At 43.6% G+C, this 12,530-nt stretch carries 15 protein-coding genes and 3 pseudogenes; 10 read left to right on the top strand and 8 right to left on the bottom strand.

The annotated features are described in order from the left end of the window. The first annotated feature begins 101 nt into the window (after positions 1-101). From G7Y90_RS17740 to G7Y90_RS05345, 6 genes and pseudogenes are all read left to right on the top strand, one after another. Complete coding sequence (locus G7Y90_RS17740; protein ID WP_284143834.1) at positions 102-224, top strand: hypothetical protein; 123 nt, start codon at positions 102-104, stop codon at positions 222-224. Further along, the gene (locus G7Y90_RS05360) at positions 221-649 is read left to right on the top strand and encodes an ABC transporter permease (protein WP_250163598.1); all 429 of its coding nucleotides are present in this window, start codon (positions 221-223) and stop codon (positions 647-649) included. The genes G7Y90_RS17740 and G7Y90_RS05360 overlap by 4 nt, the downstream gene beginning before the upstream one ends. Positions 650-708: 59 nt before the next feature. Next, positions 709-981 carry an ABC transporter permease gene (locus G7Y90_RS05355; RefSeq protein WP_250163597.1) on the top strand — a complete coding sequence of 91 codons (273 nt, stop codon included), beginning with the start codon at positions 709-711 and terminating at the stop codon, positions 979-981. 102 nt (positions 982-1,083) lie between these two features. Further along, positions 1,084-1,461, top strand: a complete 378-nt coding sequence (locus G7Y90_RS18875; RefSeq protein ID WP_502937402.1) for a hypothetical protein — start codon at positions 1,084-1,086, stop codon at positions 1,459-1,461. Next, positions 1,446-1,799 (top strand): ABC transporter permease subunit, encoded by a 354-nt coding sequence (locus G7Y90_RS18870; protein ID WP_502937401.1) that lies wholly within the window; start codon positions 1,446-1,448, stop codon positions 1,797-1,799. The genes G7Y90_RS18875 and G7Y90_RS18870 overlap by 16 nt, the downstream gene beginning before the upstream one ends. A gap of 108 nt (positions 1,800-1,907) precedes the next feature. Next, positions 1,908-2,853 (top strand): annotated as a pseudogene (locus G7Y90_RS05345) (LysR family transcriptional regulator). 380 nt (positions 2,854-3,233) lie between these two features. Here the strand turns inward: G7Y90_RS05345 and G7Y90_RS05340 are convergent. The 6 genes from G7Y90_RS05340 to G7Y90_RS05315 all read right to left on the bottom strand — a co-directional run bounded on the left by G7Y90_RS05340 (position 3,234) and on the right by G7Y90_RS05315 (position 7,232). Further along, the gene (locus G7Y90_RS05340) at positions 3,234-3,428 is read right to left on the bottom strand and encodes a hypothetical protein (RefSeq protein ID WP_250163596.1); all 195 of its coding nucleotides are present in this window, start codon (positions 3,426-3,428) and stop codon (positions 3,234-3,236) included. Between the two features lie 253 nt (positions 3,429-3,681). Beyond that, complete coding sequence (locus G7Y90_RS05335; RefSeq protein ID WP_250163595.1) at positions 3,682-3,879, bottom strand: hypothetical protein; 198 nt, start codon at positions 3,877-3,879, stop codon at positions 3,682-3,684. Positions 3,880-4,437: 558 nt separating this feature from the next. Next, positions 4,438-4,794 carry a CrcB family protein gene (locus G7Y90_RS05330; protein ID WP_250163594.1) on the bottom strand — a complete coding sequence of 119 codons (357 nt, stop codon included), beginning with the start codon at positions 4,792-4,794 and terminating at the stop codon, positions 4,438-4,440. A 55-nt stretch (positions 4,795-4,849) separates the two neighbouring features. Continuing rightward, positions 4,850-5,908, bottom strand: coding sequence for a tRNA (adenosine(37)-N6)-threonylcarbamoyltransferase complex transferase subunit TsaD (gene tsaD, locus G7Y90_RS05325; RefSeq protein WP_250163593.1), 1,059 nt, complete (start codon positions 5,906-5,908; stop codon positions 4,850-4,852). A 331-nt stretch (positions 5,909-6,239) separates the two neighbouring features. Then, positions 6,240-6,749 (bottom strand): c-type cytochrome, encoded by a 510-nt coding sequence (locus G7Y90_RS05320; protein WP_109591187.1) that lies wholly within the window; start codon positions 6,747-6,749, stop codon positions 6,240-6,242. Between the two features lie 84 nt (positions 6,750-6,833). Beyond that, the gene (locus tag G7Y90_RS05315; protein ID WP_250163592.1) at positions 6,834-7,232 is read right to left on the bottom strand and encodes a hypothetical protein; all 399 of its coding nucleotides are present in this window, start codon (positions 7,230-7,232) and stop codon (positions 6,834-6,836) included. Between the two features lie 408 nt (positions 7,233-7,640). Here G7Y90_RS05315 and rpsU point away from each other — a divergent pair. After that, positions 7,641-7,853, top strand: a pseudogene (gene rpsU, locus G7Y90_RS05310) (30S ribosomal protein S21). A gap of 407 nt (positions 7,854-8,260) precedes the next feature. Beyond that, a complete protein-coding gene (locus tag G7Y90_RS05305) occupies positions 8,261-8,716 on the top strand; it encodes a GatB/YqeY domain-containing protein (protein ID WP_250163591.1) in 456 nt (151 codons plus the stop codon). Positions 8,717-8,760: 44 nt separating this feature from the next. On the opposite strand, the gene G7Y90_RS05300 is transcribed toward G7Y90_RS05305, so the two are convergent. Further along, positions 8,761-9,624: a tetratricopeptide repeat protein gene (locus tag G7Y90_RS05300; protein ID WP_250163590.1), complete on the bottom strand. Its 864-nt coding sequence runs from the start codon at positions 9,622-9,624 to the stop codon at positions 8,761-8,763. Between the two features lie 10 nt (positions 9,625-9,634). Further along, positions 9,635-10,426: a M48 family metalloprotease gene (locus tag G7Y90_RS05295; protein WP_250163589.1), complete on the bottom strand. Its 792-nt coding sequence runs from the start codon at positions 10,424-10,426 to the stop codon at positions 9,635-9,637. 508 nt (positions 10,427-10,934) lie between these two features. Between G7Y90_RS05295 and G7Y90_RS05290 the strand changes: the two genes are divergently transcribed. Next, positions 10,935-11,390 (top strand): sulfurtransferase TusA family protein, encoded by a 456-nt coding sequence (locus G7Y90_RS05290; RefSeq protein ID WP_201603862.1) that lies wholly within the window; start codon positions 10,935-10,937, stop codon positions 11,388-11,390. A 239-nt stretch (positions 11,391-11,629) separates the two neighbouring features. Further along, positions 11,630-12,494: pseudogene (rpoH, locus tag G7Y90_RS05285) on the top strand (RNA polymerase sigma factor RpoH). Positions 12,495-12,530: the final 36 nt, after the last annotated feature.

The raw sequence follows: 12,530 nt of genomic DNA, 5'->3' as shown, positions 1-12,530 counted from the left end.
TGGGTCGATGGCTGGGAGTGGGTACTACCAGAAGACGGTACGCTTGATGATGAAGCCAATCATCAAGCTGCCAGTTTAGCTGCTCAAAAGGATATTAGCTGATGGCAGGTCATAGCTTAGGCAGCAAAAGTCCTTTTCGTACCGTAACGCTCTGGCTGATTTGGGGTTGGTTATTAATATTTGCGCTATTACCAAATATCTTAGTCATCGCTGTCAGTTTTTGAGCCGCGATAGCAGTGCTTTTATTAGCTTGCCTGTCAGCATCGACAGCTATATACGCATGATTGATCCGCTATATTTTGGCGTATTTATTCATTCGTTATGGATGGCAGGTATCACAACCATTATCTGCTTGTTACTTGGCTACCCTTTTGCTTGGCTGATAGCCAAGGCCAAAACGCGTTGGCAGCCACTACTCATGATGCTGTTAATCCTACCATTTTGGACCAACTCTTTGGTGCGGACGTATGCGCTTAAACTGCTATTTGCCAATAATGGTTTGATCAATAAATCACTGCTGGCAATCGGTATCATCGATACTCCTATCGATTTTATACACGCAAGTGGCGGTGATTGCTGGTTTGACATATTTATTGTTCCCATTTATGGTGTTGCCGTTATACGCAGTATTTACCGATTTGCGCCATGACATGCTACTCGCTTCACAGGATTTGGGCGCATCAAAGACTCAGACTTTTTGGCATATCATTGCCATTGACGACGCCTGGCATTATCTCAGGGGTATTATTGGTGCTGCTGCCTGCAATGGGTATGTTTTATGTGGCAGATATTTTGGGTGGTTCACGCAATTTATTGGTCGGCAATATCATCAAAAACCAGTTCTTGGATGCGCGTGACTGGCCATTTGGCGCAGCTGCCAGCGTGTTATTAACACTAGCAATGGCAGTATTATTCTCGCCTACCGTGCCAGTAGTCGCCGCATTGGCAAGACCGACTTTAATGAGGTGGCCTAATGTCTGATAGTTCACTGAATCATCAACTGAATAGCTCGGCAACTAAAAAAGATCGTCTATTAAGATTGGCAGTATCGCGGCTAAAGGCTATCTTGGTCTCATTTATACTATGCTGTATTTGCCAATTATCGTCTTAGTCGTCATGTCCTTTAATAAGTCAAAAGTCGGCTATAACTGGGGCGGCTTTAGCTTAAAGTGGTATGAGTCGCTGCATAACCAAGCGATGCTCGATGCTTTTTGGCATTCTATTGTATTGGGATTGGTCGCAGCCACCGTCTCAACTTTGATAGGAACGCTAACTGCTCTCGCGCTACATCGCTATAACTTTCGCGGTAAAGGCTTACTAAATGGGCTGTTATTTGTATTAATGATGTCGCCTGAAATTGTACTCGCTATTTCATTATTGGCATTATTCTTATTAATAGGGTTGCAATTAGGGTTCGTCTCGCTGTTACTCGCGCACATTACTTTTTGCTTACCGTTGTAGTCATCACGGTGTTTGCACGATTGAGCAGTCTGGATGAACGCTTGATGGAAGCCGCACGCGATTTGGGCGCTAGTGAATCAACGATGGTGCGTACCGTGCTCATTCCTGTCATTCTGCCCGCAGTGATGGCAGGTTGGTTGCTCGCCTTTACCTTATCACTCGATGATGTGGTGGTTTCTACCTTTGTCACGGGGCCCAGTTATGAGATTTTACCGCTGCGGATTTATTCGATGGTACGAGTAGGACTCAAACCAGAGGTCAATGCCATTGGGACAATTTTACTGGTTGCCTCGCTGATATTGGTGATTATTTCGCAGCTATTATTACGTCGACGCTAGTTTGCCATTGCTCATTTAGCATTGCTGATTAAAAATCAGACTTTGAATGAAAATCAGCGCTATATCAATTATAATGAATTTTTCTCACTTTAGCGGTTAGGTTGTCTTATGTTAGAGCTTCGTCATCTCAATACCTTAACCGCGCTACGAGCGCATGGCTCATTGGCGGCGGCTGCCGATGAATTGCACGTCACGGCTTCCGCGGTCTCGCATCAGTTAAAAGAGCTAGAGAATTATTACGATATCAGCTTGGTCAATCGCCGAACACGCCCGCTTTTACGCCAGCAGGTAAAACGGTACTGGCATTGGCAGATAGCATCATGCCGCAGGTCACTCGTACCAAATCCAATCTTAAACGCTTAGCTCACGGTCAAGCGGGTAGATTACGGCTAGCCTCTGAATGTCACAGTTGCTTCGATTGGCTAATGCCGATACTCAATCATTACCGCCGCGAATGGTCTGATGTAGAGCTAGATTTTGCGACAGGTTTTGAGCCAGAGCCGCACCACTTATTGATGGAAGGTGATATCGATTTACTCATTACCACCAGCGATTTACCGATAGACGGTATCAGCTATCAGCCGTTATTTGAGTATGAAAGTCGCTTGGTGCTATCACCAACGCATGATTTGGCGGCGCAGAATTTATTGAGCCAGATGATTTAACCAATGAAACCCTGATTGCGTATCCAGTGGAAGCCAAGCGTCTCGATATTATTGCCAACTTTATGACCCCCGCGCAGGTAAGCTTTGATAGTATTCGCACTACAGAGTTGACGGCGATGCTGATTCAATTGGTTGCTAGTGAACGCGGTGTGGCGGCGTTACCTGATTGGGTGGTTGCTGAATATGAGAAAAAAGGCTGGGTCGTCTCGCGTCCATTGGGTACGGGTGTGCATTGTCAGCTATATGCAGCGACGCGCACATCGAGCCAAGATACCGCTTATATGCAAGGTTTTGCGAATTTGTTAGAAGGTATTGTGTGTAGTTGTAGTATTTCACTATCTACTAAATTATTCCAGTTGAGAAATATCATCCGCTTTCTTACGCTATGACGAGCGTTATGGTAAATAACGGTACCCTAGTGAGGACTTGAACCTTTGGCTGTAGGCTAATGATGGTAACGAATTTAGTTATCTAAATAGTGGCAGTGTACTTTCTGAACAGTTTAAGGCTGTATCTACAATAAAGTACTTATTATAAAGAGTGTGCGAAATTTCATTTAAGCATTAACACAAGTCAGCGATAGGGACACCTTTTATAAGGGTTCTTATTATCGTGGGTGATTACCGCTTGCGACTATTCTACAAACTCAATCATACTTCATAAAATTTGACTGCTTTTTAAGGTCAGATTTATGCTTATACTCATTAATGGAATTTGAGGATGTTGCTCTCTCACTAGAAGCAATAATCCTATGATTTTCAATTGTTTACTATTTTCGGTAGAAAAAATCATCAGCCGTTAGGGTTTTTTCATCATTAAACGCAGTGAAAGATGACTCAGATTGAAAAATTTCCGATGCCATGGGCAGGATGGCAAAAGTAGAGGTGACAGGCACCATGGCTAAAATAAATAATGTTAAGCTAAATAATACTTGGGATTTTATACGAACCAAATTATTCTTCATGAGCGCGATCCTTTATATATACCATTGCTCATCATAATGCTGATAAAACATATTTTAAGCCAAACCTGTCTTTTTTAATTAACGATGACGGTTGTGGTTCTGATTTTGATTATATTTACCTTGGTTGTGACCATTTTATTGACCACGTTTTGCTCTATTTCCAGCTCTCATTTTTTCTAACTGATTACGCTGTGATACGGTCAGTACTTTTGAGATTGCCGCATGGTTATTTTTATAACCGTTTTTACCATTGTTATGATTTGATTTTTGAATCGCTTGAATTTGGCTTTTTTTTGGTTAGGTTCAGTTTAGACAATGGACCATCATTTACATTCATTCCATAGTGAGTAGGGTTAGACGGTGCCGCGTGTGCCTGACCAACCATGGCTAGGCAGGTAGAGATTGCTAATACTGAGCCTACGGCGATTTTTTTAAACATAATAATTTTCATCGTTATTTCCTTTTTAATTGACACTGGCTATAAATCTTAGTTTTTGTTATCCATCTTTTTTGAGAGAAAGACGCTCAAACAGTATGATCAAACTTCGTTCTGTCGACAAAGGAAATGATAACGGATTATGGTGTTACGTAGATTTATGAAAGTTAAAGAAGAGTAACGACTGTGGCTGAATAGCGCGTACTTATTACCTGTTTGATAATGTCTCGTTAAATATAGGTAATAGGTGAATGAGGGTTTGGTTTTGTAATGATAAAAGAGAGATGCGGCTTCATAATATGGCACTTATATACCATACATAATACTAATAATACGGCGATAACCGACACGGAATTCACTTTTACCATTTTTGCCGCATAGCGACCAAACCAATCGAAGTGATTGGGACTAATAATATGGACAAGATCGAAGGTAACTAAAAGTATACCCCAAGGGAACCAGCTAAAAAGTCTCGAAAACCTATTAATAGACCACTTAAAACAGACTGGTATAATGGAACCACTATATTAGACCATTATGCGAATGACATCTATCAAAGCTTATAAAACCAGCTTAAAGAAGTAAAATCCGGTAGCCGTTGCTAGCAACGTCAGTCCCAGATGTAGTCCCCAATCCCAAACCTGCTAATAATTTACCAGCGTTGATAAAGGTAAAAACTTCTGCACTAAAAGTACTAAAGGTGGTCAATCCGCCCAAAAAACCGGTAATCACAAATAGTCGGACATTGGGCGATAAACTGCTGCCCACGCGCTCAAACCACACCAGTGCCAACCCTATTAATAGTCCACCCAATACATTGGCACCAAGCGTCCCAAGGGGTATCCAGTGATGCAGCGGATTAAAGCGAGCCAACCATGCCCGCAGGCAAGCCCCAATGGCAGCCCCTAGTCCAATAGCAAGCCACTGCATAGTTCATCCTTAGGTTAATAAAGGTTAACGGAAATAGTATTGAGCAAAGCCGTCTTTACACTGCTGGTAGCTCAGTCATCGGCCAACGCGGCACACAGCTCACCGCTAAATCATCAGACTGCCCTGTATGCAGGCGCTCATAACCGGCATAAGCAATCATCGCCCCATTATCGGTACATAATGCAGGCGGCGCATAATGCACAGTGGCATTTATCTTAGCAAGCTCGCTCTCCAAAGTTTCACGCAAATGAGTGTTGGCACTGACACCGCCTGCAATCACCAATCGACTCATCTCTACTTGCTTCAGTGCTTTCACGCACTTTCTCACCAGCGTATCGACGACTGCATGCTGAAAGCTGGCGGCGATATCGGCGCGAACTTGCGGATCGCTATCCGCATTATTCCCTGAGCCACCTGAACCATCGGTGTCTTTAATAAGGTTATGCACGGCGGTTTTCATACCGCTAAAAGAAAAATCTAATCCGCGATGTAGCATGGGTCTTGGCAAATTGTAAGCAGTTGGGTTGCCTGTTTCAGCCAATTTGGCAATATTGGGACCACCCGGATAAGGCAAGCCTAGCATTTTGGCGGCTTTATCAAAGCACTCACCTGCGGCATCATCGATCGACTCACCCAATATCTCATATTGCCCGACACCACGTGCGGCGATAAGTAATGTATGCCCACCTGAGACCAATAACGAAACAAACGGAAAGGCGGGTGGATTGGCACCCATCAGCGGTGCGAGCAGATGCCCTTCCATATGATGAATACCAATCGCTGGTATATCCAAACCATATGCTAAACTGCGCCCAAATAATGCGCCCGTCATCAAAGCGCCAATGAGTCCGGGTCCCTTAGTATAAGCAATGGCATCAATCTCGCTTTTCTTCACATTGCACTGCTCTAACAACTCATTAAGCAAAGGCACCAACTTACGAATATGATCGCGGCTGGCAAGCTCAGGCACAACGCCGCCATATAGTGCGTGCAGCTCTATTTGTGAATACAGGACTTGTCCAACCAGCCCTTGATTGTCACTATTCATCTGCTCACTGTCAAAAATCGCCAGACCTGTCTCATCACAAGAAGTCTCTAAACCCAATACTTTCATATTTTTGCCTTTATCATACTTTGGTATGCGTATTATTTTTACAACGTTGCTATCTTTTAGGTCGTGTCCTCTTTTTAAAAATGGTGATAAAAATGAGATAAATTGCCGTCAAACAAGGAAAGCAGCGTAAATACTATCGAGATATTAATAAGCTATTTGACAATGTTTGACAATGTTTAGCCATTTCTAGCCTATTTAGAGGTTAATCGATTGAATTGAGGACACGCCCTCGTATCTGCTAAAAAACGTGCATAAAAAAAACCGCCATTGTCAGTCACAATGACGGTCAGTTTAACAAATTTCAATGGTCAATATCTCTTAATATATCAGATCAGCTAACTGCTTCAATCATGTAATCTACAGCCGCGTAAACTTGGGCTTCACTGACCTTATCGGTGGCTTGTGCTGGCATCTTATTAAAGCCTTTTGCCGAATGCATGTGCAGCGTCTCTGTGCCTTTAGCCAGTCGCGGCTCCCACGCGGCTTTATCACCGTATTTCGGCGCGTTCAGCAGCCCTCCTTCATGACAAACCTTGCAGTTGGTCTCATAAAGCTTGGCGCCTGCATCCGCAGCCAACACTTCAGGCTCCGCGGAGATTTCCTGCACTGGCTTATCTTCAATGACCGTCGTCTCGGTATCTGCCACAGGTTCAGGTGTAACGACTTCAGGTTCGACTATAGGTGCGTCTTCTACCACTGCCGTTGTATCGGCAGATTCATTGACAACAGCAGGCTCTTCAACCGCTGCATTGTCACCACTACAAGCAGTGATTGCTAATAGCGCACTTAAACTAATGGCAGATAAGACCAGTTTATTCATACGCTGCTGTTTACTTATCATGATCACACCTCTATTCGATATTTCATGTTAGCGACTGTTTATGACAGCGCATAAATTCAAAACCTATCAACACACAAACCGTGATTAGTTCGTAGCTGTTTCAGCGTCAGCAGTAGGCGTTGCCGCCGTATCAGCAGCTGGCGCATCTGCACTACTAGCTGGCATATCTGCACTGTCAGCGACAGCAGCATCGCTATCCGTTGCATCTGTCATATCAGTAGCAGTCGTCCCTGCTTCAGCAGTTGCAGCACCATCTACGGTGCCATCAGCTTCAGTTACTGGCGCTGGAGCCGTCTCTGGGAACTCCATTTTTTCAGCTTCAGGTGCGTTTTTGCGAGCCAGCTCAGCGGCTTCATCAACGCGATCTTTTGCCAATACTTCGTGTGATTCGCCTTCTTTCTCACCACTACAAGCGCTAATGCCAAAGCCAAGAGCAATGATAAATGCGGTGCTTAGCGCTGTATTTAGTCCTGTTTTTTTCATTCCAACATCCTCAATAAAATACACATAAAATGGTTAATATGCTGACTATTATATGCAAATTATCATAGCATAAACTCCAACCAAACCGTTATAGACAGTAGGGTTTTTTATTCATAGTAATTTTATACTTTGCATTTATAGTTTCATTAAAGCTGGAGCAAAAACCTGCGTTCTAACTACTTTTAGAATTGTCTCTGCGCATTGCACCTTGCAACTTAATGATAAATATGGATTAATGTGCTAAAATCATTGACTTAACTGACATTTTTATTAAAATGCTTGCCCTTGTGCTCATGCGCAAGATTATCCTAGTTTGAGCTGATGCCTGTAATCTTGAGATATTACGGCTAAATACTAATACACAGCCAAACTAATGCCCTTATATCTCATCCTAATCGAGGAGTCTTCATGCCTGCAGTTAAGGTTAAAGAAAACGAACCAGTTGACATCGCTATCCGTCGTTTCAAGCGTGCTTGAAAAAGCTGGCGTATTATCAGACGTACGTAAGCGTGAGTTTTATGAAAAACCAACGCAAGTACGTAAGCGTAAAAAAGCTGCTGCCGTAAAGCGTTATAAGAAAAATTACAACGCGAAACTATTCGTACCACTCGTATGTACTAATCGATAATTCGATTAATTAAGTACAAGTGCTACATTAACGCCACTGTTATCCATTGATATCAGTGGCGTTTTTTATGCTACAATTTTTATTATTAGGGTCTGTTTGATATTCAAACGTGGTGCTGGCAGTTACTATTTTTTAGACAATATGCAGTGAAATTTTTGATGCCTAGTCGTTCTAGGTTAAACAATTTCGCCATATATTGTCAAAAAAGAGTACTGCCCTGAAAGGCTGATGCTAAAACCGCTCCAAACGTTGTTAAAAACCTAGCTAAGGTCTCGACATTATCGTCAGTTTTCGCCTAGTTTGGTGCAATTTTAGCGATCAGCAGCCCTAATGTTTGAACATCAAACAGACCCTACTCAACATTTGAATAAATACCTCTTAACAAATAAGGATAATAACAATGAGCCAACTTAAACAGACTTTATCAGACAATGTCAAAGTGTCTATGAAAGCGCGTGAGCTTGAGCGTGTCAAAGTACTGCGTAACGTGCAAGCGGTTATCAAGCAAATTGAGATTGACCGTCAAATAGAGCTTGATGATGCTCAAGTCTTAGATATATTGCAAAAGCAGCTAAAACAACGCCATGAGTCATTGACTATTTTTACAGAAAACAATCGTGATGATCTGGCAACCAAAGAGCATTTGATTGAGATTGATATCATCAATGAGTTTATGCCAAAACAAATGGATGATGCTGAACTTGCGGCTTTGGTCAATGCGGAAATCGCGGCACAAGGCGCAACCTCTATGCGTGACATGGGCAGTGTGATGGGTGTATTAAAGAACAAAACCGCAGGACGCGCAGACCCTGCGCTCATCTCTAAGCTGGTGAAAGATGCGCTACAAGGCCAGTAATTAGTGTCATCAAAAGCTAATGAAGACAGTGTAAAAATAACCGCCTAAGGCTCAAAGTCTTTGGCGGTTTTTACTGCTTTGATTTCTGCATTGATATTGGCAAGCAATGGACGGGCGCTACTGGCTTGAGCCGTGGTTTGTAGTTTTTCCGCCAGTTGTTTGGCTTGGGTGAGTGACGTCAACGCACTCTCGTAACGACTACTCCATAGTTGGTCATGACTGCGATAGCGTAGCGCGTTAATGGTGGCAATATTTTTCAGGGACGCAGAGTCGGTCGTTTTTGCCAGTTTTTCATTGGCCAGTTGCAGACTTTGCCAAGCATAACGGTCGCTTGGCTGCTGCTCGGTCAGTGGTTTGAGTAATGCTTGGGCTCTGATTGGCTGATTGCTATTGGTGAGCGCTTCTGCCAAATAAAGACGCAGATCACGACGCTCAGGATAAACACGCTGCTGGCTGGCTAATACGTCCGCCGCTTGTGACCATTTATTCTGCTCCGTTAGAATTTGGCTATGAGTAATCGATAGTAAAGGCTCTAAATTTTGGCGCTGCGTAGGCGGCAGTCGATTGATTTCAGCCAGTAAATCGCTTGCCTCTGTAAAGCGTTGCTGTTCGCCATACCAGTTCATCAGAGCCAATTTGGCACCTACGCTATTTTTAGCAGCCGTCATTAGCACTGTCTCTGAGGCATGTTTACCCGTACTTTGGACACGCCAGTAGAGCAGATCAAATAAAGCCTGATGGCGTTGCTGCTGATTTAGTGACAATGAGGGATAATGCTGGGCACGACTTTGTGCTTCACTTAAGCGCTCGTTACTGAGTGGATGCGAGCGTACGAAGCTTGGTAAAAATCGATTTTCAACTTGGTTGAGCTGGCTGCGTTGATTCATTGTGGCAAAGAATCGCGGCATCGCCCTTGGGTCATAGCTGGGTCATTATTTGCATGCCCACCCGATCGGCCTCGCGCTCATTATTTCGACTAAATGCCATCGTGCTGTTCATCGTTGCCGTTTGGCTACCCATCATCACTGCCGCCGCTGCATCACCATCGACCGCTGATGCTGCAATCGCTGCCAGCATACCGCCTATCTGCATCAGCAAGGCCTTTTTGCGCTCATCAGCACCACTTTCGTAATGGCGCTGACTGATGTGAGCAACTTCATGCGCCACCACACTGGCAAGCTCATCCATACTGCTAGCGGCCAGAATCGTCCCTGTATTAAGTCCAATGACACCGCCTGGTGCTGCAAAGGCATTGATACTTGGGTTATCAATGATAACCAAACCCATCGGCGCTTGCTGCCTTGCTTGCGCATTGAGACGCCAAGTCATGTCTTTGACCGTTTCTTGAATCCAAGGATCATGCTCCATTTTGATACGACCATTGACATTCCGTAACGACCATTCGCCGAGCAATTTATTTTGATATTGCTCAGCGAAGCTCAAGCCTTGTCCGCGTAAATTGGGCAGATTTAGCTCTTCTGAGCCGGTGGTTTGCCATGAATTATAATTGGATGCCTTCGCTTTGCTGCTCGTATTAGCATTATTAAAACTATCCTCACTCATGGCAGCAGTGGTCATCGTCATTAGTACCGCCGACAACGCCAATTTAATAGCGCTCGATAATGCCATCGAACACGCGGCACTTTTACATTTTTTTCCCTGAGTCATGGGCGCATTACCAAGTATCGATTGTCTATTAAAATGGTTCAAGTGCGTATCCTATGCAAGTGAGTAATGATACTGTTTTTGAAATAAGGTGTTTTTGAAATAAGATATTTTTGAAGTAAGGTTTTTTCGACTGATTTTTTGACTAAACGTTTTTCGACTATACGAGCTTGCTGATATAAGGTCAATTCTAGTCTGCATTCGACTACCAATAACTCAGCTGCCCGTCACTATTGTGCAACATGTCTTTAGTCAATCCCATATAAAATGGATATGGTGTCAGGCGCGCTCAGTCTACTATTTTTAGTACTTTTGCTCGCCTTCCTTCTATCTAAATTATCTTGACAGACTATATGTGATTCTAATGAACTGAATGTGACGTTGATTATATTCAACTTCAAATACATATCGGCTATTTGATATAATGACATTTCATGACTATAGGGTCTGGTCACTGCCGAGTGTCTTTTATGAAGAACAGGCACTGTCATTGCGTGTTTGCGAATGTTCAATACAATCTAGTACAAACCAAAATATTTATAAGGTTTATTTTATGTCTGCTGATCGTCAGTCAACCACCGTATATTCGCCTTATTCTATAAACTTATCAGCAGATTTGTCTGATACTGAGCAGCAAGACATCAACAACCTGTTAGACTTGTTACTAGCGCATACTGTCACTACAGATCATGAGGCGAATGAAACGCAGCCTATTCATGTCCAACGTTTCGTCGATGGTCGCGGACTTGCTTGTCCAATGCCACTGTTAAAAACCAAAGTGGCACTACGTGACGTCACAGCTGGCGGTTCATTATATGTGGTCGCAACTGATGCCAACTCACAGGCTGATATCACCGCTTTTTGTCAACAAAGCCAGCAAGCAAATGCCGCAAGTCAACTGCGATTAATCGTTAATAGCATGACGGATCAGCCATCAGCGGATAGCTTATCAGCACAGCGTTTCGATACAATATATCACTTCATCATTACTAAAACTGATAGCAACTAAGTGTCGCTATCCTTTACAATTACAACTATAAAGATTTTTATCTGACTATTTGCGTCACTATTTAATCAAGGTCAAGAATATGGCTAATAATTCTACTGATACGGCAAAAACGAATAAAAAGATGAGGCAGCTCCTATAAAAACGAAGCACGTGATGCCGCATTAAAAGCTGCCGCCCAACGTCCACCTTATGATGCTAGCGCCTTAGGCGACACTAGCACCCGTGACTTAGTGCCAGCGATGCCGACTCATTTGTCAGCGCCTGGGGTCAATTTGGGCGCTTATATCAACACGGTGCACCAAATCCCAATTTTGACACCAATCCAAGAGCAAGAGCTGGCACATCGTTATTATGATGAAGGCGATGTAGAAGCGGCGCGTCTGCTCGTGATGTCGCACCTGCGTTTTGTGATTCATATTGCCCGTAGCTACTCGGGTTATGGTTTGCCGCAAGCAGACTTAATCCAAGAGGGCAATCTGGGACTAATGAAGGCTGTAAAACGCTTTGACCCGAATAAGGGCGTGCGTTTGGTGTCATTTGCAGTGCATTGGATTAAAGCAGAAATTCATGAATTTGATGTGTCGTAACTGGCGCATTGTCAAAGTCGCGACCACCAAAGCTCACCGTAAATTATTCTTTAACTTACGTAGTCTCAAAAAAACCAACAACCAGCTAACGCTAGAAGAGGCTGATGCCATTGCCAAGGACTTAAATGTCACACGCAAGCAGGTGTTAGAAATGGAATCGCGGCTTACCTCTTATGACGCCTCGTTTGAAGCGCAATCTAGCGATGACGACGATGGACGTTATGCGCCGCAGCTATTTTTGGAAGATGGTATCGATCCTGCCGAGCAGTTAGAAGAAGCAGATTGGGAAGAAAGTAACTCATCTGCATTGATCGCGGCAATGGATACCCTTGATGAGCGCTCACGCGATATCGTGGAGCAGCGCTGGCTCTCTGAGCAAAAATCAACCTTACACGAATTGGCAGCCGTCTACTCTATCTCAGCAGAACGCGTGCGCCAAATCGAAAAAAATGCCATGGACAAAATCCGCGAGGCAATGACCATTGATAGCGTTATATTGCCAGATGATATTCAGTAGCAATTACCTATCAGTAGTGCCTGTCTTTCACCAGCG

Source organism: Psychrobacter sp. WY6 (genome assembly GCF_018448495.1).
In the GTDB taxonomy this organism is placed as follows: domain Bacteria; phylum Pseudomonadota; class Gammaproteobacteria; order Pseudomonadales; family Moraxellaceae; genus Psychrobacter.
The sequence above is the reverse complement of the archived record's forward strand: the minus strand, read 5'-3'. Positions and strand labels throughout refer to the sequence as shown.

What these genes read in the sequence shown, in the direction of transcription:
- G7Y90_RS05315 (WP_250163592.1), bottom strand. Translation starts at nt 7,232, where the DNA reads ATGAAAAAAACAGGACTAAATACAGCGCTAAGCACCGCATTTATCATT.
- G7Y90_RS05305 (WP_250163591.1), top strand. Translation starts at nt 8,261, where the DNA reads ATGAGCCAACTTAAACAGACTTTATCAGACAATGTCAAAGTGTCTATG.
- G7Y90_RS05335 (WP_250163595.1), bottom strand. Translation starts at nt 3,879, where the DNA reads ATGAAAATTATTATGTTTAAAAAAATCGCCGTAGGCTCAGTATTAGCA.
- G7Y90_RS05290 (WP_201603862.1), top strand. Translation starts at nt 10,935, where the DNA reads ATGTCTGCTGATCGTCAGTCAACCACCGTATATTCGCCTTATTCTATA.
- G7Y90_RS05330 (WP_250163594.1), bottom strand. Translation starts at nt 4,794, where the DNA reads ATGCAGTGGCTTGCTATTGGACTAGGGGCTGCCATTGGGGCTTGCCTG.
- G7Y90_RS18875 (WP_502937402.1), top strand. Translation starts at nt 1,084, where the DNA reads ATGCTGTATTTGCCAATTATCGTCTTAGTCGTCATGTCCTTTAATAAG.
- G7Y90_RS05320 (WP_109591187.1), bottom strand. Translation starts at nt 6,749, where the DNA reads ATGATAAGTAAACAGCAGCGTATGAATAAACTGGTCTTATCTGCCATT.
- G7Y90_RS05300 (WP_250163590.1), bottom strand. Translation starts at nt 9,624, where the DNA reads ATGCCGCGATTCTTTGCCACAATGAATCAACGCAGCCAGCTCAACCAA.
- G7Y90_RS17740 (WP_284143834.1), top strand. Translation starts at nt 102, where the DNA reads ATGGCAGGTCATAGCTTAGGCAGCAAAAGTCCTTTTCGTACCGTAACG.
- G7Y90_RS05340 (WP_250163596.1), bottom strand. Translation starts at nt 3,428, where the DNA reads ATGAAGAATAATTTGGTTCGTATAAAATCCCAAGTATTATTTAGCTTA.
- tsaD (WP_250163593.1), bottom strand. Translation starts at nt 5,908, where the DNA reads ATGAAAGTATTGGGTTTAGAGACTTCTTGTGATGAGACAGGTCTGGCG.